General features: G+C 34.9%; 23 protein-coding genes and 1 tRNA gene. 7 read left to right on the top strand and 17 right to left on the bottom strand.

Features of this window, described 5'->3' with window-relative positions:
• Window positions 1–27 precede the first annotated feature (27 nt).
• On the top strand, window positions 28–249 hold the full coding sequence (locus DRF57_RS20090; protein WP_047496681.1) for a hypothetical protein: 222 nt from the start codon (window positions 28–30) through the stop codon (window positions 247–249).
• A 221-nt stretch (window positions 250–470) separates the two neighbouring features.
• Entirely contained in the window at window positions 471–1,676 is a 1,206-nt protein-coding gene (locus DRF57_RS20085) for an NUMOD4 domain-containing protein (RefSeq protein ID WP_047496682.1), read from the top strand.
• Between the two features lie 437 nt (window positions 1,677–2,113).
• On the opposite strand, the gene DRF57_RS20080 is transcribed toward DRF57_RS20085, so the two are convergent.
• The 7 genes from DRF57_RS20080 to greA all read right to left on the bottom strand — a co-directional run bounded on the left by DRF57_RS20080 (window position 2,114) and on the right by greA (window position 8,009).
• Window positions 2,114–2,187 (bottom strand) — tRNA-Met (locus DRF57_RS20080).
• A 44-nt stretch (window positions 2,188–2,231) separates the two neighbouring features.
• Window positions 2,232–3,524, bottom strand: coding sequence for a TlpA family protein disulfide reductase (locus tag DRF57_RS20075; protein ID WP_047496685.1), 1,293 nt, complete (start codon window positions 3,522–3,524; stop codon window positions 2,232–2,234).
• A gap of 61 nt (window positions 3,525–3,585) precedes the next feature.
• The gene (locus tag DRF57_RS20070; RefSeq protein WP_047496688.1) at window positions 3,586–3,798 is read right to left on the bottom strand and encodes a hypothetical protein; all 213 of its coding nucleotides are present in this window, start codon (window positions 3,796–3,798) and stop codon (window positions 3,586–3,588) included.
• Between the two features lie 5 nt (window positions 3,799–3,803).
• Window positions 3,804–5,765: a T9SS type A sorting domain-containing protein gene (locus DRF57_RS20065; RefSeq protein WP_047496690.1), complete on the bottom strand. Its 1,962-nt coding sequence runs from the start codon at window positions 5,763–5,765 to the stop codon at window positions 3,804–3,806.
• 74 nt (window positions 5,766–5,839) lie between these two features.
• Window positions 5,840–7,027 carry an ATP-dependent Clp protease ATP-binding subunit ClpX gene (gene clpX / locus DRF57_RS20060; protein WP_047496693.1) on the bottom strand — a complete coding sequence of 396 codons (1,188 nt, stop codon included), beginning with the start codon at window positions 7,025–7,027 and terminating at the stop codon, window positions 5,840–5,842.
• Between the two features lie 65 nt (window positions 7,028–7,092).
• A complete protein-coding gene (locus tag DRF57_RS20055) occupies window positions 7,093–7,482 on the bottom strand; it encodes an HIT family protein (RefSeq protein ID WP_047496696.1) in 390 nt (129 codons plus the stop codon).
• A gap of 56 nt (window positions 7,483–7,538) precedes the next feature.
• Window positions 7,539–8,009, bottom strand: a complete 471-nt coding sequence (gene greA, locus DRF57_RS20050; protein ID WP_047496698.1) for a transcription elongation factor GreA — start codon at window positions 8,007–8,009, stop codon at window positions 7,539–7,541.
• A 110-nt stretch (window positions 8,010–8,119) separates the two neighbouring features.
• Here greA and DRF57_RS20045 point away from each other — a divergent pair, with 110 nt between their 5' ends.
• A complete protein-coding gene (locus DRF57_RS20045) occupies window positions 8,120–8,575 on the top strand; it encodes a Rieske (2Fe-2S) protein (protein WP_115920492.1) in 456 nt (151 codons plus the stop codon).
• A 35-nt stretch (window positions 8,576–8,610) separates the two neighbouring features.
• Here DRF57_RS20045 and DRF57_RS20040 read toward each other — a convergent pair whose 3' ends face one another.
• Complete coding sequence (locus DRF57_RS20040; protein WP_115920490.1) at window positions 8,611–9,444, bottom strand: GLPGLI family protein; 834 nt, start codon at window positions 9,442–9,444, stop codon at window positions 8,611–8,613.
• Window positions 9,445–9,754: 310 nt separating this feature from the next.
• Between DRF57_RS20040 and dtd the strand changes: the two genes are divergently transcribed.
• The 3 genes from dtd (at window position 9,755) to DRF57_RS20025 (ending at window position 12,723) form a co-directional block, all read left to right on the top strand.
• Window positions 9,755–10,204, top strand: a complete 450-nt coding sequence (gene dtd, locus DRF57_RS20035) for a D-aminoacyl-tRNA deacylase (protein WP_084087816.1) — start codon at window positions 9,755–9,757, stop codon at window positions 10,202–10,204.
• A gap of 8 nt (window positions 10,205–10,212) precedes the next feature.
• Window positions 10,213–10,809, top strand: coding sequence for a hypothetical protein (locus DRF57_RS20030; RefSeq protein WP_123863362.1), 597 nt, complete (start codon window positions 10,213–10,215; stop codon window positions 10,807–10,809).
• A 261-nt stretch (window positions 10,810–11,070) separates the two neighbouring features.
• On the top strand, window positions 11,071–12,723 hold the full coding sequence (locus DRF57_RS20025) for a S8 family peptidase (protein WP_115920488.1): 1,653 nt from the start codon (window positions 11,071–11,073) through the stop codon (window positions 12,721–12,723).
• 60 nt (window positions 12,724–12,783) lie between these two features.
• Here the strand turns inward: DRF57_RS20025 and DRF57_RS20020 are convergent, their stop codons facing one another.
• The 9 genes from DRF57_RS20020 to DRF57_RS19980 all read right to left on the bottom strand — a co-directional run bounded on the left by DRF57_RS20020 (window position 12,784) and on the right by DRF57_RS19980 (window position 18,220).
• On the bottom strand, window positions 12,784–13,296 hold the full coding sequence (locus tag DRF57_RS20020; RefSeq protein ID WP_047496711.1) for a hypothetical protein: 513 nt from the start codon (window positions 13,294–13,296) through the stop codon (window positions 12,784–12,786).
• 58 nt (window positions 13,297–13,354) lie between these two features.
• Window positions 13,355–13,894 carry a hypothetical protein gene (locus DRF57_RS20015; RefSeq protein WP_047496714.1) on the bottom strand — a complete coding sequence of 180 codons (540 nt, stop codon included), beginning with the start codon at window positions 13,892–13,894 and terminating at the stop codon, window positions 13,355–13,357.
• 79 nt (window positions 13,895–13,973) lie between these two features.
• A complete protein-coding gene (locus DRF57_RS20010) occupies window positions 13,974–14,663 on the bottom strand; it encodes a DUF1361 domain-containing protein (protein ID WP_115920486.1) in 690 nt (229 codons plus the stop codon).
• Window positions 14,664–14,669: 6 nt separating this feature from the next.
• Window positions 14,670–16,040: a DUF4153 domain-containing protein gene (locus DRF57_RS20005; protein ID WP_115920484.1), complete on the bottom strand. Its 1,371-nt coding sequence runs from the start codon at window positions 16,038–16,040 to the stop codon at window positions 14,670–14,672.
• A gap of 38 nt (window positions 16,041–16,078) precedes the next feature.
• On the bottom strand, window positions 16,079–16,372 hold the full coding sequence (locus DRF57_RS20000; RefSeq protein WP_047496726.1) for a hypothetical protein: 294 nt from the start codon (window positions 16,370–16,372) through the stop codon (window positions 16,079–16,081).
• A gap of 11 nt (window positions 16,373–16,383) precedes the next feature.
• Window positions 16,384–16,869, bottom strand: a complete 486-nt coding sequence (locus DRF57_RS19995) for a Coq4 family protein (protein WP_115920482.1) — start codon at window positions 16,867–16,869, stop codon at window positions 16,384–16,386.
• A gap of 14 nt (window positions 16,870–16,883) precedes the next feature.
• Window positions 16,884–17,180, bottom strand: a complete 297-nt coding sequence (locus DRF57_RS19990; RefSeq protein ID WP_115920480.1) for a hypothetical protein — start codon at window positions 17,178–17,180, stop codon at window positions 16,884–16,886.
• A gap of 72 nt (window positions 17,181–17,252) precedes the next feature.
• Entirely contained in the window at window positions 17,253–17,543 is a 291-nt protein-coding gene (locus DRF57_RS19985) for a winged helix-turn-helix domain-containing protein (protein WP_115920478.1), read from the bottom strand.
• A 59-nt stretch (window positions 17,544–17,602) separates the two neighbouring features.
• The gene (locus tag DRF57_RS19980) at window positions 17,603–18,220 is read right to left on the bottom strand and encodes a hypothetical protein (protein ID WP_047496740.1); all 618 of its coding nucleotides are present in this window, start codon (window positions 18,218–18,220) and stop codon (window positions 17,603–17,605) included.
• 142 nt (window positions 18,221–18,362) lie between these two features.
• Between DRF57_RS19980 and DRF57_RS19975 the strand changes: the two genes are divergently transcribed.
• On the top strand, window positions 18,363–18,887 hold the full coding sequence (locus DRF57_RS19975; protein ID WP_115920476.1) for a hypothetical protein: 525 nt from the start codon (window positions 18,363–18,365) through the stop codon (window positions 18,885–18,887).
• Window positions 18,888–19,051: the final 164 nt, after the last annotated feature.

The raw sequence follows: 19,051 nt of genomic DNA, 5'->3' as shown, positions 1-19,051 counted from the left end.
TAACTTACAATAAAAAACACATACATTATGAAAGATTTAATTTCAAAAAATTATCCAATAGCAACCAGTGCAGGAGCCCATCGTTTTATCGGTAAAGTTGCTATAGTAGCAGGCGCGCCATCTAATGTTGGTCGTACACTTACTGAGTTACTGACACAAGAAGGAAGCCAAGAGACATCTCCCGAAGCGTGCTGGATCACAGGTACAACAAATTACATCAATGGTGGAATTATTTCCACTATCAATTAAAATTAATACAGAGCTTACTCCAATATTAAAGAAACATACCATCTAGCCTGTTCCACCCAATGGGATGGGATGTTCCGTGATACACTACAACAAATGACCATGTACTTCTGAATTAAAAGTAGAGAACAAATTTATTTGAAGATTTGAGTAATCTGCACAAAGAATAACGATGGATTGCTCAAACACAAATAAATATAATTCTTTAAAAAATTTTCCGACTCATGAAGCTACCTCCAGAATTAGAAGACCAATATGTAAAAGAAGTCCTATATAATAGATCTTTAGAAAACCTTCCGGGTGAACAATGGAAGCCTATTGAAGGTTTTGAAAATTATGAAATATCCAATTACGGAAGAGTTAAGAGCCTGAGCCGTCTTTCTCATATATCATTAGGAGTAGAACATTGGGTTTCCGAAAAAATCCGAAAGTTGCTTTTTACCAAACAGTATAATAACTATCTTAAAGTCTATTTTTATAATGTGCACTGTGGATTATCTTTGGAAGGTCATAAGTATACAAGATCTGTTGCTCGTTTGGTGTATTATCATTTTGTTGAAAAATTTGATGTCAAGGATCGCTTTTTTATGATTTCGTATAAAGATAATAACGTATTTAATAAACATAGCAGTAATTTAGAGAAAATTTCAGTCAAAGAAAAACGTCTTTCTTCCTTTCGCAATGATCGGTCAAGAAACGTGCATGTTGATTACATGAAGCCTGTCAGTCAATATACTGTAGAAGGAGAGTGTATTGCTAGTTTTGAAAGTATATATGCTGTTGAAAAAAAATTGGGTATTGCTTGCGAAAGTATTATGGACGTTATAAATAAAAAAATCTTAACGTCAGGAACATTTCGATGGTTTTTGCAAGATAATCCTCCGAAAAAAGAGGATTTTTACATGGTCAAAACTTCAGATATCTTAAATGGTTTACTTAATAAGTATCTTTGGGAGAAGCTTGGCAAGCCCATAATTGACAAAGACAACCTCCCTTCCTGTTTTAATTTGTCAGTTAAAGATCTTCCCGGAGAGTACTGGGTTCCAGTTCCCATTCCCGGTTTTGAATCTCGATTTGTTTTATCTAATAAGGGTAGGGTAAAACGATTAAGTGGTTGGATTTCGAAAGGAAGGGTTATGTTTTTGCAGGAAAAAATATTATCCCAAAAATTGATCATTAATAGTGAAAAAACGTACTCTCTATCGTGTACATTAAGTAATGAAGGAAAATACGTTCGGGTTGTAATGAGTAAATTGCTCTATTGTTGTTTTGTAGAAAAATTTGATTTATCAGACAGAAATTTGATGGTCGTCAATGAAAGTAATCCTCTATGGGATATCGATATTTCAAAACTCTCACTGCATCCGGCTTATTATGTACTGAAGGAAAAATATAGAAATTCTGATAGCCTTGGTGAGGAAAATAATTAATTTAAAGAAGTTTCCTGGACACTACTTTCCTAATGAGTAGATATGAGATCCACAATAAACTTATTAATCCTCAATTTATGTTGGAGATTTTTATTTTTTAATAAAATATGTCAATTAAAAAGATCAAACGAAAGCTCCAAAAGAAATTTATAAACCCCTAGGATTGACAAAGGCAACCTTTTGGTTAGGTTTTATTACATAGACAATTGCGGATCAAGCATGTCTCTTCGCTTGCTTTATTATTATTTTGTAAGCAGTTTAACCCGAATAACAAAACGCTGCTAATAAATAATGAGAATGAATCCCGATGGGAAATGGATCTTGTAAAACTTTCATTATAATCGATTCATTCTATGCCTAAAAGAAAAGGGACCAAATTAGATAGTCCCTAATTTAATCCCCTATATTTATAAACCCTTGATTAACAAGAGTGTTTGTAGCGAAGACGGGAATTGAACCCGTGACCTCAGGGTTATGAATCCTGCGCTCTAACCGACTGAGCTACCTCGCCTTTTTGGTGGTGCAAATATAGTAAATATTTCTTTACCTCCAAAATTATTTTAGCTTAAAATATTCTAAAACATCGCCAACATGGTCTGGTTTGTTGATTATCTTATTGTTAGCATCTAAAATAAAATACGTTGGTGTTGCATGAATATTGTAAGTATCTACATAAGTACTTTTCCATCCTCTCAATTCTGTATCATTGATCCAAGGAAAAGCAGCAATCTTTGTGGAATAAGAATTCTTATCAACATCTAAAGATAATGCTACAACCTGAATATTTTTTGATTTCAGATCATTGTATTTTTCCAATAGCTTTGGAAGTTCACTTTCACAGTGAGAACATGTGGACGACCAGAAGATAATAATTTTCTTATCAGCTTTTACATCATAAAGTGACTTAGCATTGGTATTCACCGGTGCCTGGAATTTATAGTTAGGGAAAGCAGCTCCTATTTGAACATTAGCGTTAGATTTTAATGTAGAAGCCAATCTGTCATTGATGGTACATTTAAGGTCCTTGGCAAGCCCCAGATACTTATTCTTAAACTCATCCATTTGGTATGTATCAAAGATATCGATCAATTCAGACAAAACAGTCTGCCCTCTTGGAGTTTCTACCTTTAAACGGTCTAAAAGCTTGTCTACAGATCCGCCTACATTTGTATTACCACCTGAATTCAGGTATGACATCAGCAAAGGTTGCAGCAAAGAAGAACTTTCAAGCATATCATTGGATTTATCCAGGAAATTAATGATATCGTCCGGATTAACCTTTTTAGCAGGGTCGGATGAATTGGACAAAAACTTACTATAATTGCTGTTGTAATAAGAAATAAACGGGTGATTTGCTGCATCAACAGAAGATGAAGTACCCGTAAGTCTACCGATCTCTGCATGTAAAGCTTTTCCAAACTCAGTATTATCCTTATAATATTCTTTAATCTGAGTTAAAGCAGGAAGAATAAGCTCTTTCTTTTGTGAACCCTCCTGTTGTTTGCTCATCAGCTCATTGGCTTCATCCAGATAGAAAACATCTTTGATTTTATTATTCTGGATATCCAGTTTTACACTGATATTTTTATTTTCAGAAATGAAATTGACCGCATTATTACTACCTGGGAAATAAACTTTCATCATCCCCATATAATTACTGGGATATTTAAAAGTCCATGTATTATTCTTACTTTGTTCTTTGGTAACAATAATATCCTTTGAACCGTTTAATGTATATAAAATCGCATCCTGATCTTTAAAATCTGCCGATGCCTGTACTGTAACAGTAAATTGAGCCTGCAGAGAAAATGCGGTTAATACCGCAGATAATATATAAACCTTTTTCATAGAGTAAAAATAAAAAAACTCTCTGACTAATCAGAGAGTTTAATATTATTTTAATAAAATTTTATGCTTTTTGATTTTTGTACTTCTTTGTAAAGAATACAATAAATGTAATTGCTATAGCAGAAAGTACATATACATACATATCGATTGGTGAGGATGGCGCTCCTGTACCATTTCCTCCATTTCCTCCTCCTCCTGGTATCGGGGGTGCAGCATTCACCAATAATATGGCGAAAAGAAAAAAAGCGGATGCTAGTTTACTAATAGTTTTCATATTGATTATTTTAAGATTTTTGTGTTAACAGTTTCACCCTTGTCAGAGACAATTTTTACTATGTAAGAATTTTTAATAGAGTTATTAAGCTCGATTACAAAATCCCTAGACGCATCAACCGCTTTTTTAGAGATTACCAGTTTACCGCTCATATCATAAACTTCAATATCTGCTTTTTTCCACTGTGGATCAAATCTAACAATATAATTTGTAATTGACGGATCGTATACCACCAATGTTCTTGATGTTGATACCGCTTTATTATCTTTACTTGCAGCTAAAGTAGCATCATTAGGCTGCCCGTAATATAAATTTGCTTCTTCATTGGTAACAGGAACAATATCTCCCTGCTTAGCCTGTAGTATACTTCCGTTTTCTGCTTTATAGTAGAAACCGATACCTGAAGATAACTGGTGAGCCCCTGCAGGAATTAATTCTGCATTTTCTCTTACCTCAAATTTATAATACTTAACTTTATCCTGATAGTAGTTTACTAACTTAACATTTTTACCTTTGAAAGTATCTTCGTTCGCTTCATTGATATATAACCAATAGTTTGTATTGTTATTATCATACCCTCCAGTTAATGCTTCTTCAAAAGTACCGATGATATTCTTACCGGCTGAAGCCTGTACTGTAGTTGCTGTAGAAACCTGATGACCTGTTGTAAATTCCGGAGAAACTACATAATACGTTCTTGCAATTTCATTTTGATTCGCATCAAGACCGATAACTCCAAGTTGTTTAATAGTTCCTCTGTCGTTAGCATGTCTTGCAGCTCCTACACTATAATCAGTACCCGCTGCTCTTGCTGTTTCTTTAAATCTTCTTAAAGTATTAAAGTTTAAAGTCTGAGCAGTGTTGTTTCTTAACTTCATTTTGAATGACTGCATAGGTTTGATAACCACCAAATCTACGTCTCCAACTGCCGGAGCTACACCGTCACCTGTAGGGAAGAAGGTAACCACTCTGGAATTGGTAGCATAAGTTGAACCATTCGGAAGTGTGTTAATTGTACCCGGGTTATATTCAACACCCCAGATATTTGTCACAGCATTCCCGTCAGATCCCGTAGTACTCTCGGTATATCCTATTTTAGATAAATCGATATTAGTTAAGAATGGATTTCCAAACTGGTAGAAATTTTTTCCAAATGTTCCCGTCCATGCAGAAGTAGTAAATTCAAATGAATCGTCCAAATACGTATAGTACTTTTCATTATACGCGTTGTTATTACTTCCGTTTGGTCCGAAGTTCACATTTCCTGCATTTTGAAGCGTTGTTGCACTTGCAAACTGGGCATAAGGTACTCCGTTGATGGTGTACACATTCCCTGTTGCAGGAGCACTTGCACTCCAGTCATTGTTGGTCACTTTCAACATATAGTAACCCAAACCGTCAGTGGTAGTAGTTGCTAAGTTGGTGAAGTGATTGGACACAGCTGTTGTGTTATCCCATTTAAGAATAGGATTACCATATCTTGCTGTATTAAAGGTTTTACCAAGTTCAGTAGATAATGTACTCAACGCTTTACCATAGAAAGGTAATGCTACTTGTTGAAAATAATTTGGATTAGTAGAACCACCATGATTTGTTGTTCTATACTCTTTACTTACAACACCTGTAATATTGGATTGGGATAGTCCATCAATGTACAGCTGTCCATAAGTAGAAGTTGCAAAGGAAGCTGGAGTGTTCAATCTTAAAACAATATTTCCACCATCGGTTTTAGCTCCGCCGGCAGCATCAATTGTTTTAAAAGCGTCTCCGGTTGCCCCTACAACCATAATATTCCCGTGTACATCCAAAAGGCCATTACCCCTGGTTTGTACACCACCACCGCTATATACTAGGGTGCCTTCGCTCACATACATATTAGCGTTAGTGTCTACGTGACATAAAACATTCTGCGCCTGAACAGAATAGCTAACGGCTAAAAGACCTATAGCAAATAAACTTTTTCTCATTGTATAAATTATTTGTGTGTTAATACAATCTTCACCCGCAAAGGTATATTTTTTTTCTTAAAAAAAAAAACATTTTATCTATTAATCAAAATATTATCTCCTGTTAACACAATATTTTTCTCTTCTCCAATCGAGAACATATAGTCCTCCAAAACCTTTTCAGTTGTTCCTCGAAGCCCTCTCGCTCCCAACCCTTTTTCCATGGTTTCCTCTACAATTTTTTCAATTGCGCCTTCTGTGAAAACCAAATCCGTGCCATCCATCTTAAAAAGCTCCACAAATTGATTCACAATTGAATTTTTTGGCTCATTCATAATTCTTACCAACGTCTCTTTTGTGAGTTTATCGAGATAAGTGATGATTGGAAATCTTCCTAAAAGTTCGGGAATTAATCCGAAAGATCGAAGATCGACAGCATTAATATTTGTTAATACATACTCATCTTCATCTACCTTATTGATTTTTTCAGAGCTGAAACCTATGGCCTGCTTATTCATTCTTCTTTCGATGATCTCTTTGATCCCGTCAAAAGCTCCTCCGGCAATAAATAATATATTCTGGGTATTCACCTGGATATATTTCTGGTCAGGATGCTTTCTTCCTCCCTGTGGTGGAACATTGACAATACTTCCCTCCAGCAGCTTCAGTAATCCCTGCTGTACTCCTTCTCCTGAAACATCTCTTGTGATACTAGGGTTATCTGATTTTCTTGCAATTTTATCAATCTCATCGATAAATACAATTCCTTTTTCTGCCTTTTCCACATCATAATCTGCCACCATCAGCAGTCTTGATAAGATGCTTTCCACATCTTCCCCTACATATCCTGCTTCTGTAAGAATGGTAGCATCTACGATACAAAACGGAACATTAAGTTCTCTTGCAATGGTTTTTGCAAGAAGCGTCTTTCCTGTACCCGTCTCCCCTATCATAATAATATTGGACTTTTCAAGCTCTACTTCTCTGTTTTCATCCTTAGCATGAAGGAGTCTCTTATAATGGTTGTATACTGCTATGGAAAGCTGTTTTTTTGCCTGATCCTGTCCAATTACATACTGATCCAGAAATACTTTGATTTCTTTCGGCTTTTTAAGCTCCTCCATATTATCTGCAGGTGAATATTCTGTTTTGGAAGCACCGTCTTTTACGATAGTGTGCGCCTGCTCTATACAATTTTCACAAATAAAACCGTTCTGCCCAGAAATCAGCATCTGTACTTCATTTCTTTTTCTACCGCAGAAAGAACATTGGTTTGAATTCATAATATATATATAATGTATATGTTAAAGAAAATCGTAAAAAATTTCTTTTTTACGATTTTATGTTTTTAAGAATTAATAATTGAGTTTTGAATCTCTGTATATTCTTCGTTCGTTAATTTTAATCTCTCATTTCTAAAGTTCATATCCTCCATCTTATTTAAAGGGATGAGATGGATGTGGGCATGAGGTACTTCTAATCCTACTACTGCTACTCCTACTCTTACACATGGAACTGCAGTTTTGATCTTCTTGGCTACCTCCTGGGCAAATCCCCATAGGTTTTTGTATTCTTCACTTTCAAGATCAAAAATCAAATCCACTTCTTTTTTAGGAACTACTAAAGTATGTCCCTTCACCAAAGGCATTGCGTCTAAGAATGCTATAAAATTTTCATCCTCTGCAATTTTATAAGAGGGAATTTCGCCGTTGATGATTTTTGTGAATATAGTGCTCATTTTGTATGAAGTTAGCGTTAGATATTAGAAGTTTAGAAATAGAAATTTATATCAGACTATAGAGAAATGTCTAATACTTCAAAAGACAGTTTGTTTCCGTTTGGTAAAGTAATTTCTGCAGTTTCGCCTATTACTTTTCCTAACAGACCTTTTGCGATAGGTGTGTTTACAGAGATTTTTCCTGTTTTAAGATCGCTTTCATTATCAGGCACTAATTTAAATACCTGCTCTTGTTTTGTAGCGTTGTTCTTAAGCTTCACTGTTGTTAAAATGGAAACTTTTGATGTATCTAGTTGACTTTCGTCTATAATTTTAGAAGTTGCAACAGCATCTTTCAGCTTTGAAATTCTCATTTCAAGCATTCCTTGCGCCTCTTTAGCCGCATCATATTCAGCATTTTCAGACAAATCTCCTTTATCTCTTGCTTCTGCGATCTGCTGAGTTATTTTTGGTCTTTCCACAGTTTCCAACTGTTCCAGCTCAGCTTTCATTTTCCCTAGTCCCTCCTTGGTTACATAGCTTGCCATAATTTTCGAAATTTAGTTTTAGTATAAAAAAATAATCCGACATTTGCCGGACAATGTTTTACGTGTTATAATCGTTTAACTTTTACAAATATATAAAAATTTAAATTGAAATGAAAAAAACTTTCTCAATAATATCTATTTTCACCTTGTTGATTTTCAGTATTTTATCTATAAACTCATGCGGAAGCAGAGAAGATACGGTAAGCTGCTTTCCCAATAATCCAATCAATGTCAGTTTGAATTTGAACCTGCCGGCTTATAATAATTTGAACTATGAGAACGGCTGGATTTATGTAAATGAACAACAATCCGGAACCAGAGGACTCATCGTTGTTCGTGTGGGAAATTCCTTCAAAGCATATGATAGAAATGCCCCTCATATATGCCCGGATAATAACACCACTCTTGAGGTAAAAGATAATATTGCTATTGTATGTCCTAAAGATAATACCAGGTGGATCTTAAGAACCGGACAGCCTGAATCGGGTTCTAAAACCTCGCTCCCTCCCAAAACGTATCCTTTTAATTATGATACCGCCACTAAAGTTTTAAATATTTACTACTAAATAAAAAACCGCAATCTCTTGTTGCGGTTTTTTATTTAATCCGGGTATTTCACGGCTTTATCCAATTCTACCGGATTATTAAAAGACCTCATCTTTTCTCTTTCTCTTTTCTCGGCAGGTTTTAATTCTTCTTTGCTTAAGATCGTTCCGTCATCTAGTAACAGCTTTTTCCCTTCCGGAATGCTTAGTTTTCCGTTAAAAACATATTTAAAAGGATCCTGATACAATTCTAATTTTAAATGACCCAGTTTTTTGTAATTTGTTTTTATAGCGTTACTCTTACGTCCTTTCAATGTATGGCTTTGGTAATTATCCGCAATTTTTTCACTTTTAATCAGTTGAAAAAAATAATTTTTACGGGTATCATATATTTCTATAATCAGCCCCGGTAAACCATTGAATTTATAAGGCCCATAGGACAATGGAATTTCCGGAGTAAACCAGGCAATCCATTTTCTTCCGCCAAAGTTGGTTTCTGCCTGTTGTACCTTTAATTCATTGATCTGTTTTGTATGATCGGTAATTTTCCAGTCAAGGGTAACAGCCTCTTCTATTTTATAAAAATTGACGTCTCCTATGTATTCATAATTTTCATACAGAGTATTATTTAGTTTTTTAGTAAAAAATGGAGTCAGCTTAAATCCTTTAAAACCATCTTTTCCGGTACTTGCGAATACTGAATCATTAATATAATCAATCCGGTTATAATAAGCAAGATCTTCTTTGGTAATATCTAAAATATAATTCTCTCGGATCATTTCCTGAGAGGTGGAGTCTTTTTTGTAGTCAACCGCATAAATAAACCGATCATTCTGGGCATACAACCAACATTGAGTACCGAATAACAGTAATGCAATAATCTTTTTCATAAATAATTCAAATGTTTAAAAAAATTCACTCTTGTCAATAGTTTTTTTATCTCATAAGGCCACCTGCCATCTGGTGCTTGTTTTATTGATTCACCTCTTGCTTCCCACAGGAATATGTTCCTTAAATTGATAATGAAAGGCAATGATATGAATAAAATCCAGTATTTTTACAGATCATATTAAAAAAAGAAGAGAGAAGATTTTGACATACTGAAGTTAAATCTGTAATTTAGGATTTTACAAAAAAAGTGATTAAGATCGGGAATATTTCATTCCTATCTTTTTTAGCAAAACACAATTATAATTAAAAATGAAGATCGTTATACAAAGAGTTTCTGAGGCCCGTGTAAAAGTAGATGGAAAAACCGTTGGAGAAATAGGAAAAGGATTAATGCTTTTGGTGGGCATTGATGAAAATGATGAAAAAAAAGACGCCGACTGGCTTGTACAAAAAATCCTAAATCTCAGGATCTTTGGTGATGAAGAAGACAAACTTAATCTTTCTGTAAAAGATATTTCAGGAGAAATCCTCTGCATCAGCCAGTTTACACTGATCGCAGATTATAAAAAAGGAAACCGCCCTTCTTTTATCAAAGCAGCCAAACCGGATAAGGCCATTCCTCTATTTGATTATTTTAAAGAAGAAATAGCAAAATCAGGATTAAAAACGGAAAGCGGAATCTTTGGTGCTGATATGAAAGTTTCACTGATCAACGATGGTCCCGTTACCATTGTTATGGATTCAATCACAAAAAACTAATGACCTTGATGAAAAGTAAACACCTACCTATTATTTACCTGGCCATTACTGTTTTATTTGTCATTGAAATCATTTTAAGCTGGAAACAATATAGTTTCGCTGGTTATTATACTGATAAATTGATTAATTGGGCCTGGCTTGCGATGACTGTATTTATGATCATAAGATTCTGGAAGAGAAAAACAGCAAAAGCTTATTTTACACTGCTCGTTTCTGTCATTATTTTAAGCATACTACCTATGATGATTCCTTTCTTTGGGATCGTCTATTATTTTTCAACTATCGATGATTATCAACAGATTGAGCTTAATGACAGCTACAGAATTGAGAGAACAAGGCCTGGAGCTTTAAACAAGCCCCAAATTTATATTTACAAAAAAGAAGGTATCCTTGAAAAAAAAATCTACAAAACCCCTTATTTAGAAGTTGTAGAACATGTTATTCAAAACCCTCTCAAACGTGAACCCGGCCAAAAAGATCCTCAGATCCAACAGGCAAAATTAATCAGCAGCAATAAAGACAGTATTGGAATTGAGTATCAGATTATGGGTAAAAAGCACATATTTTATCATAAAAATCAAGAAGACGATGAGTTTTATAATTGATCACATTATATCGGGAATCTGAGTATTTTGCTTTGATTTACCAATCTAAAAAACACCTTTCGACCTAGCCGAAAGGTGTTTTTTTTATTATATAATTTTTATAAACTCTGTTATATACTCTAGTATAGCCTGAAGAGCCTAATCATCTATTTAAAATAAAATTTTCTTTTAAATAAATTCACAATATTGTGATTTTGTTTTTATTTTATTATTATTTTTACCATAAACAAACTTAATTCACAACCATTTAACAAATATTTTATGAAAACAAAAATTAATCTTTTAGCATTACTGCTCTCCTGCTCTCTTTCTTTCGGTCAGCATTCTTCAGACCGGGGTACTCATCTTAATTCAAATATTTATGTATGCTTTTCAAAAGGTATAACCTCAGAGAAAGTGGCATTTGATAAGAATCCGGATTTGGAAAAATTCATCACTGAAAATAAAATTTCCTTTACGTATGATCTTGGTTTCAGCGATACGAAATTGGATGAAATGGCAAAAAACAGCAGAATGAATGGTTTTTCCGGGGAGTCTGTGGAAAAACTGAAAAGGATTTTTAAAGCCGATGTTCCGGTTCAAAATGGAGATACAGCTAAAAAGCTCATTCAGATTCTTGAAAGGTTCCCTGAAATAGAATATGTATCGGTAATGAGTAGTGAGCCTATTGAGCCTCCATTGGTTAATACATTTGTAACCACTCCCAATTTAGAAAGCTTGCAGACTTATCTGACCGATAATCCGGGAATCAACGCCACCTATGCATGGTCCAGAGGAATTACAGGGCAAAATATCAGAATTCGTGATGTTGAATATGGTTTTTATAAAACACATGAAATGCTGGCTAATCAAAATGCTATACAACTGGAGCCCGGATACAGTCCCAACTCCGGTTTATCAAATAATAACTACCGTGATCACGGAACGGCTGTGGTAAGTATTTTAGGATCTGTAAAAGATAATATCGGACTTTCCGGAGCGGCCTACAGCGCCTCTGAAATAAAGGGATACATGGAATGGACTACTGTAGGCTACAACAGAGCTTCGGCAGTAAGCAGATCGATCAATGCGTCTCAGGCCGGTGATATTATTTTATATGAAATGCAGACAGGAGGAAAAGATAATCAATATTGTCCTGCAGAATATGATAGCGTTATCTGGGATCTGACAAAAGCAGCAACTGATTCCGGAATTATCATTATTGCAGCAGCAGGAAATGGAAATCAAAACCTTGATGATCCCTTCTATGCAGCTTATAATGCAAGAGGAAACAGTGGGGCCATTATTGTAGGTGCAGGCTCTCCTAATACTACCCACTCGAAACTAAGTTTCAGTACCTACGGAAACAGAGTGGATGTACAGGGTTGGGGAAGCAATGTGCTGGCAGCAGGATACGGCTCATATCAAAAATATGACAACGACAATAACAGGACTTATACTTATTTTAATGGGACAAGTTCCGCAACTCCTGTAGTGGCTTCAGCAGCAACACTGATCCAGTCTTATTACTACCAGAATACGGGCCAGTACCTAAGCCCTTCAGCTATGAAAAACCTTTTAATAAGCACAGGAATTCCTCAGGGAGGGACAGTTGTCAACCAAAAAATAGGTCCTTTACCTAATGTAAAAAATGCTATACTGCAATTGGAAAGTACCCTGCGGGGCACAATTAAAAGCCAGCTTCCTTTAGAAATTAAAATTTATCCAAATCCAACAACAAGCTATATAGCAGTTCAAAGCAAAGAAAATAAAAAGCTTGATTTTGAAATTATCAATATGAATGGACGAACTGTGAACAAAGGGTCCATTATTCCTGATGAAAAAATCAATGTTTCACAACTTCCACAAGGTCAGTATATCATCAATTTTAATGATGGCCAACGGAGAGCAATAGAAAAATTTTCAAAATTATAATGTAAACAAAAACGTCTTTCAAGAATTTTGAAAGACGTTTTTTACTCTGTTATTATACTCTTATTTTGCAGGAACGCTGCTGAAATTTAGAGCTACTTTGATGTTCATGTCTGAAGTGGTTTGATTTTTCAGCTCATAAACAGTTCTTACGGTAAGTCCCGAACTTTTTACTATTTCGTCAAGAAACCCCGTATCATTCAGATCTAAATTTAAGCTGGATGAGTTTGTGGATATATTGGAACGAGAAGCAATAAGCCTTTCATTGGTTCCTGTAGAAGAAACATATATCTTCACAGATTTGAATGCACTCAAATTACCTCCGGCAGGAGATACTATAGATACTTTAGCGTCAGAAATCCTTACATCTTTAATCTTGGCATTATTATTTCCTCCAAACCAGGTTTGAACATTGGTAGCCGTCGCCGTAGAAGAAACTTCTTTATCTGCAGGTACTCCTGTAGAAACTAAAACATTCGTTGTGTATGGGAAGGTATTCTGAACCAGCGATTGTACGGTTCCGCAGCTTACAAGTACAGCCGAAGCAGCCATTGCGGTTAGAACTATATTTTTCATAATATTAAATTTAAATTTTAAAGTTTAGTTTGCAGAAACTGTACCAAATTAGTTTACCTTAGTCAATACTTACTGTAAAATTTCCTTTCGTATTTCCAGAAGCCATATTACTTTTTCCAATGATCAGCCAAACTTCACCTTTCCCGGAAACTTCATGAGTAATTTCTCTTCCGAAAGGTCCGTCATAATCTCCGTTTGGAAGCTTAATCTGGTTAAAGCGGATATTAAAATCTTTTTGCTTGGTTGTAATTGCAGCTTTGATAGAAGGCTTCTCATAATTAGTAATTTTTAAGACCAGTTCCTGACCCTCTTTTGTAAACTCTTCTCCCAATGTAAAAGGAAGCTGGGAAGCATCTGCTGTTCTAATGATCTGTCCGTCTTTCTCATCTCTCATGACACCTTTACGTAGAACTTCTTTTGTAGCAGGAGCATTGTTAATGATTGAATCTTTTTTTCTCAATGCTGCAGAATCCGGTTTCATCACAGAATCCGGCATCTCTGTTACCACCGCAGAATCTTTATCGGATACTGCCGGTACGTTAGCTTCTTTTTTACAGGAAATAATAATCAATGGTATTAACAATAAGCTTTTTTTCATAATAATTAATTTTACGAATGTATAAAATCAACATTCTGTTTGATATTGTCCATTATAAATGCTAAAATTGTTCCAACTCTTATAAATTGTTCACATTTCCCGGTTGTATAATTCTTTCATTATTATTTCTCACCAATTTAAAGGTGAAGTACATAAAATTAAGCAGAACACCCATTAGAATGGTAACACCCCAGGTTTTTGTATACTCCAGCGGGTAAATAAATCTTACCACAATATCATTGAATAATCCAAAAGGATTATGGAGAACATCCCAACTGTTCCATCTGAGAAATCTTCCCAGGTAAACCCCAAAACTGCTCATAAAAAGAAAGCTGATAACAATAGCATTGAGCATAGTTCCCTGACAGTACTCTGAAAGTCGTTTTTCAATATCGCTAAGGCTTATAAAACCACAAACCAACCCGGTCCAGGCATATGACAGAATAACAATAAGATCATACCAGATAGGAACTGCATTTCTCGCTTTTAAATGAAAAAGATCGGTCAGAATATATGGAGAATTGGGGAAAAATAAGATCCATACCACTATAATCACGGATAAAGAAACTTTACTTCTAACCGTAAAGGCGACAAGAAAGGTACTTAGTGCTAAAGGAATCCATGCCAGGAATAAGTTCCAGTTCAGGAAAAAAAACACTTTAGTTTCGGTGATGTAGTATCTGAAAACAGACAGACTAACACAAAACAAAGTCATGAGTATAAGCAACATATTCATTTTAAATCGTGGAGACTCAATCAATTGTTTCATACAGGATTATTCTATAGTTTGATAATACATGATCTTTGAAAGAAAAGTTTTTGACCTTTCATTTTTCGTTTTTTCCTCCAGCTTTTTTTTAAGCTGGCTATCATTCTTGTCTTTTGCATATTTCCATAATCCTTTCTCACTGAAATTGACAGAACCCAAGTGGTAATTAACGGCAAAATCTTTGCGCTTCATATTCTGAGAAGTGATAAAACCTCCCCAATTGATATAACTGCACACCAGAATGGTTCCGTACATATACCAAACCATGGTATTGAACAGGAAAGCATTTCTTTTTTTCTTCTGGATTTTGATAAAGGTCAAAGCCAGCCCAATTAGTGACAAAAGCAGAAAGGCAAAGACCCCCAATCTTTTATAGGTAAAGGCATAATTCACAATATATTCATAGTTTTTTACCGCAGCAGACAGTACCAGAACAGCATTGAGGAAGATCCATATTTTGGCCAAAATCTTCAACAGACCGGCTTTAGGATCAAAATTAAAACCACCCTTAAAGTAAAACATAATCACCAAAATAGCCATAACAATGGACATGATCACCGCATTCACCCTTTCATGGGTTTCTTCTGAAAGCTGTACGGGTGTTTTGGTAACTTCATAAAATTGCTCGTAATTGTAAGTAATGATAAAAAAGACCAGTAAGATATTAAGCAAAAGGAAAGACATCACGCCGCTTATCCTTTCGGAATTAAGATCCAGGAAAGAATAGGTAGATGTTGGAACCTGAGAGTCTTTCTGAAATTCATCATTCAGGATATGATGGTTTTTATAGATCAATCTTTCCACGGCATAGTTCCAGTAATTAAAGGCTATAAAAAAACCTAAAGCTGAAAGACAGAATATCTGCCAAAGGTTAATATCCAATTCATAGTCTGTAAAAAGAGCAGCAAAATGATCACTTCCAGCAGAGTAAATTCCAAAAAATACAGAAAGTAATATAAGAGGAATCAGAACAAAAGACAATATCTTCTGCCATAAACCAGAAATATTTCTTTGAGGCAGCCAGGCGTCAAAACTGAAAAACCGGCAGAATGAGGTACAGCTGTTCACAATAAAAACAGGAATGAGAAAAAGAATTTTCATGGTTCTGTTTTTTGACTTATATGATAACAGAAGCAGTGAACTTACAACTGCCAGGAAAGACGGAAAATCTCCATACCATGCAAAAGCTATGCTTGAAAGAATACTTGTTCCGAACAGAAGATACAAAGTTCTGGTTTTATTTTTTTCTGGAGTTTTAAATAAAGTTAAGACTGCATATACTGCTCCCAGAATTCCGAGGTTCAGCCCCATATCCTGATCGTAAAATACAAAGACAAATAAGGCAGTTGTAAGAAATATATAATGATGTGTTTTCATGATAATAAATATATAAGGGTTAAAGGGGTCATCAATAATTACAAGGATTCGCAGACTATAAAAAAATATCCTATAGCAACTGGGATATTGACCAATAATAACAGTACAGCGTTTCCGGAATTTTTATTTTCAGATGCATTATTGGCATATTCTATCAATTCATACAGAAGAATAAGCAGGTTGATGATTGCTGCACCGATCACATAATAAAAGCCTGTTATGAGCAGAAAATCTAATCTGGTGAGCAGAAAAGATAGGAGTAAAAAGGTGCCACAAAGGAAGGATATAAGGAATGTTCGTCTTCCCAGCTGACTGAATACTCTGTTTTTCATAAGAATAATTTTTAGTGAAGAACAACATGATCTTTCTGGTGAATAAAATCTTTCAGATGGTCAAAATTTTGCCATAGGAGGCCTTCAAAGTCCCATTCATGAAAGGCTCTCATATCCTGTCCCTTCTTATAGGCTTTGATATAAATTTCCACATATTCCGGCAAAATAAATGTTCCTAATACGATTGCTGCCAAAAGATGGGCATTGAGTTTACCATTTCCCAGCAAAAGATACTGCATGGCGATTTCATCCTCGAAATTGGTTCCGCAGCCTGTGATCAGATGATGAACATCGTGATTCTCCATTTTAGGGATCATAGAAAACCCATATTTTTTATAAAATTCTCCAAGTTTTCTCCCCAAAGAATCTTCTTGAAATTCCAGCAGTTGTTTTTCCGTAAACTGCCACTGTCTTTTTTTCTTTTTAAAATATTTCCTGTACAGCTTTTGGGTTTTATCATATACAAAAAGCAGAAATTGGACACGTATTTTTTTCATAATATATTGTTTCTTTATTTTAAATGGGTAATTCCTATCATGGTATAGATAATGGCAAACGGGATATTGATCAGAAGGATGCCGGCAGATTGGAAGCACGTTTTGCGTTTAGCTTTCCTGATACCTCCATAGATCAATAATCCCAATACGATAATGAGGTTAATAAGGGTTCCATAAACCAGCAACAAGAATCCTGAATCGGCAAACCAGAAATTCTTCGTAATCACATATCCGAACAGACAGATATTCCCTGCCAGAAAAGATATTCCGAATACCATTTTTCCAAGGTTTAAAATGTTTTGATCTTCCATTATTTATTTTGAATTAAAAATTAAATACAAAGAACTTTGAATCACAAAGTAAAATTTCAAAAAAATATAGGATCAACGTCCCAATAATTTTTCCAGTGCGTCCAGATGTTCGGTAAAAGCCTGTCTGCCATTCTGTGTAACACGGTAAGATGTTTTCGGTTTTTTTCCTACAAATTCTTTTTTCACTTCAATGTAACCGTTTTTTTCCAAAGCACTACTATGACTGGCCAGATTACCGTCTGTAATCTCCAGTAAACCTTTCATTTCAGAAAAATCAACCCAGTCATTAACCATAAGAACAGACATAATGCCCAATCTTACACGACTTTCAAATTCTTTATTGAGTTGATTTATTTTTATCATAATACGGTAATAGGTTGCAGATGGCAGAACTCACATCCGACAAGCTGCAAATTTAGTTTTTATTTATATTTTTTGTGCATAATAAGACCATAAACAATATGTAGAATACCAAAGCCCACAGACCAGAAGACTAATCCCCAGCCTAGAAAAAATAATGAAAACAAACCTAAAATGATTTCACAGTATCCCAGGTATTTCACATCTGTCAAAGTATATCTTTCTGCACTTACCAACGCCAAACCATAAAAGATAAGCGTAGTAGGAGCAATCCAAACAAAAAGATGGTGAAAAAGCAGTGCTAAACAGAAAACTCCGCCAGCCAATAATGGTACTGCAAAAGTAATTAAAAGCCTTTTGGTCGTAGCATCCCAGATCTTCAGCCCTTTCTTTTTGCTTTTATGGGCTGTAAAAATATAGCCACTAAAAACCGCTACCAGTAAAATAACTGTTCCAATAAAAGTCAGTTCTTTCACCAGTGCCGGAGCAAAAAAGTTTCTCTCTCCCTCAAAGTAATCAATCCCCTCTCTTTTAAAAACAAAGTAAACATACGCTGCACCAATAAGAGCAGCAAGCCCAGCTACAACACCAGAAAGCCCGCTTAGTGAAATGAATCTGGAAGACCGCTCCATCATGGAACGGATATGAGATAAGTCTTCGTGATAGTTTTTTGTCTCCATAAAAAGAACTTTGAATTACAAAGTTATAATTTATTTTGAATGTGCAAAATAATTTTTAAAAATTAATACCTTTTTCTAATCAGGTCATTTAATATCTTATCTTTAAAAAAGCTGAGATAAGCGTTAAGAATATTGAATCCTTATGGAAAAAATAGTAGTTGATTATTCACAGGTTCATTTACAGGAGAACATTTCCTTACATGAGGAAGAGATCAACAATATAGCAAGTCAAAAAAAAGATTTTTTCAAAAATGTCCCAGCTTCCCTATTAGTAGCTCTCATTATGCTGGTGCTTGTTGCCTGCTACTTTTTACAGAATGATTTTAAGAATTTCAAGTACTACCATTATATTTTATTTATCAGCCTTGTAGTAGCATTATACGCTTTCTTTTATGCTCTCATCTGGCTGATCTATCAGTATTTTCTTCGAAACTGGAAAAAAGATATTGAAAATGGGAAAAATCAGCTGACCAGTATTGTTACATCCCGTCATAAAACTGAAAATGATGAATACATTATGACTTTTGCCGGGCGTAACAAGCATGAGAAAATAAGGCTCCCGGCCGAAAGAGAAGATTACCACCGGTATGAGGCTGGGACAAAAGTAGTGGTAACCTATTTAAAATACAGTAAAGTGATTCTTTCGATTCACAAGCTGGATACATAAGATCCGGGAAACAATTCACGAGTACAAAAAAGCCACTGAATTAATCAATGGCTTTTTGTTTTGTTTTGTCCCGTCCTGAAATAAGTTGACAATTACTCAACTTATATTATGAAAGATCAAGAATTAAAAAAGGAAAAGCGTACTCAAAGAGATTACAGTATTGG

The organism is Chryseobacterium rhizosphaerae (assembly GCF_003385455.1).
In the GTDB taxonomy this organism is placed as follows: Bacteria; Bacteroidota; Bacteroidia; order Flavobacteriales; family Weeksellaceae; genus Chryseobacterium; species Chryseobacterium rhizosphaerae.
This window is presented reverse-complemented; position numbering and strand designations above follow the sequence as displayed.

Coding starts and splice junctions, on each gene's coding strand:
- DRF57_RS20085 (WP_047496682.1), top strand. CDS start 471: ATGAAGCTACCTCCAGAATTAGAAGACCAATATGTAAAAGAAGTCCTA.
- DRF57_RS20015 (WP_047496714.1), bottom strand. CDS start 13,894: ATGAAAAAAAGCTTATTGTTAATACCATTGATTATTATTTCCTGTAAA.
- DRF57_RS20090 (WP_047496681.1), top strand. CDS start 28: ATGAAAGATTTAATTTCAAAAAATTATCCAATAGCAACCAGTGCAGGA.
- DRF57_RS20065 (WP_047496690.1), bottom strand. CDS start 5,765: ATGAGAAAAAGTTTATTTGCTATAGGTCTTTTAGCCGTTAGCTATTCT.
- DRF57_RS20010 (WP_115920486.1), bottom strand. CDS start 14,663: ATGAAACAATTGATTGAGTCTCCACGATTTAAAATGAATATGTTGCTT.
- DRF57_RS19980 (WP_047496740.1), bottom strand. CDS start 18,220: ATGGAGACAAAAAACTATCACGAAGACTTATCTCATATCCGTTCCATG.
- DRF57_RS19995 (WP_115920482.1), bottom strand. CDS start 16,869: ATGAAAAAAATACGTGTCCAATTTCTGCTTTTTGTATATGATAAAACC.
- greA (WP_047496698.1), bottom strand. CDS start 8,009: ATGGCAAGCTATGTAACCAAGGAGGGACTAGGGAAAATGAAAGCTGAG.
- clpX (WP_047496693.1), bottom strand. CDS start 7,027: ATGAATTCAAACCAATGTTCTTTCTGCGGTAGAAAAAGAAATGAAGTA.
- DRF57_RS20000 (WP_047496726.1), bottom strand. CDS start 16,372: ATGAAAAACAGAGTATTCAGTCAGCTGGGAAGACGAACATTCCTTATA.
- DRF57_RS20070 (WP_047496688.1), bottom strand. CDS start 3,798: ATGAAAACTATTAGTAAACTAGCATCCGCTTTTTTTCTTTTCGCCATA.
- DRF57_RS20005 (WP_115920484.1), bottom strand. CDS start 16,040: ATGAAAACACATCATTATATATTTCTTACAACTGCCTTATTTGTCTTT.
- dtd (WP_084087816.1), top strand. CDS start 9,755: ATGAAGATCGTTATACAAAGAGTTTCTGAGGCCCGTGTAAAAGTAGAT.
- DRF57_RS20075 (WP_047496685.1), bottom strand. CDS start 3,524: ATGAAAAAGGTTTATATATTATCTGCGGTATTAACCGCATTTTCTCTG.
- DRF57_RS20030 (WP_123863362.1), top strand. CDS start 10,213: ATGAAAAGTAAACACCTACCTATTATTTACCTGGCCATTACTGTTTTA.
- DRF57_RS19990 (WP_115920480.1), bottom strand. CDS start 17,180: ATGGAAGATCAAAACATTTTAAACCTTGGAAAAATGGTATTCGGAATA.
- DRF57_RS20040 (WP_115920490.1), bottom strand. CDS start 9,444: ATGAAAAAGATTATTGCATTACTGTTATTCGGTACTCAATGTTGGTTG.
- DRF57_RS20045 (WP_115920492.1), top strand. CDS start 8,120: ATGAAAAAAACTTTCTCAATAATATCTATTTTCACCTTGTTGATTTTC.
- DRF57_RS19985 (WP_115920478.1), bottom strand. CDS start 17,543: ATGATAAAAATAAATCAACTCAATAAAGAATTTGAAAGTCGTGTAAGA.
- DRF57_RS20020 (WP_047496711.1), bottom strand. CDS start 13,296: ATGAAAAATATAGTTCTAACCGCAATGGCTGCTTCGGCTGTACTTGTA.
- DRF57_RS20055 (WP_047496696.1), bottom strand. CDS start 7,482: ATGAGCACTATATTCACAAAAATCATCAACGGCGAAATTCCCTCTTAT.
- DRF57_RS19975 (WP_115920476.1), top strand. CDS start 18,363: ATGGAAAAAATAGTAGTTGATTATTCACAGGTTCATTTACAGGAGAAC.
- DRF57_RS20025 (WP_115920488.1), top strand. CDS start 11,071: ATGAAAACAAAAATTAATCTTTTAGCATTACTGCTCTCCTGCTCTCTT.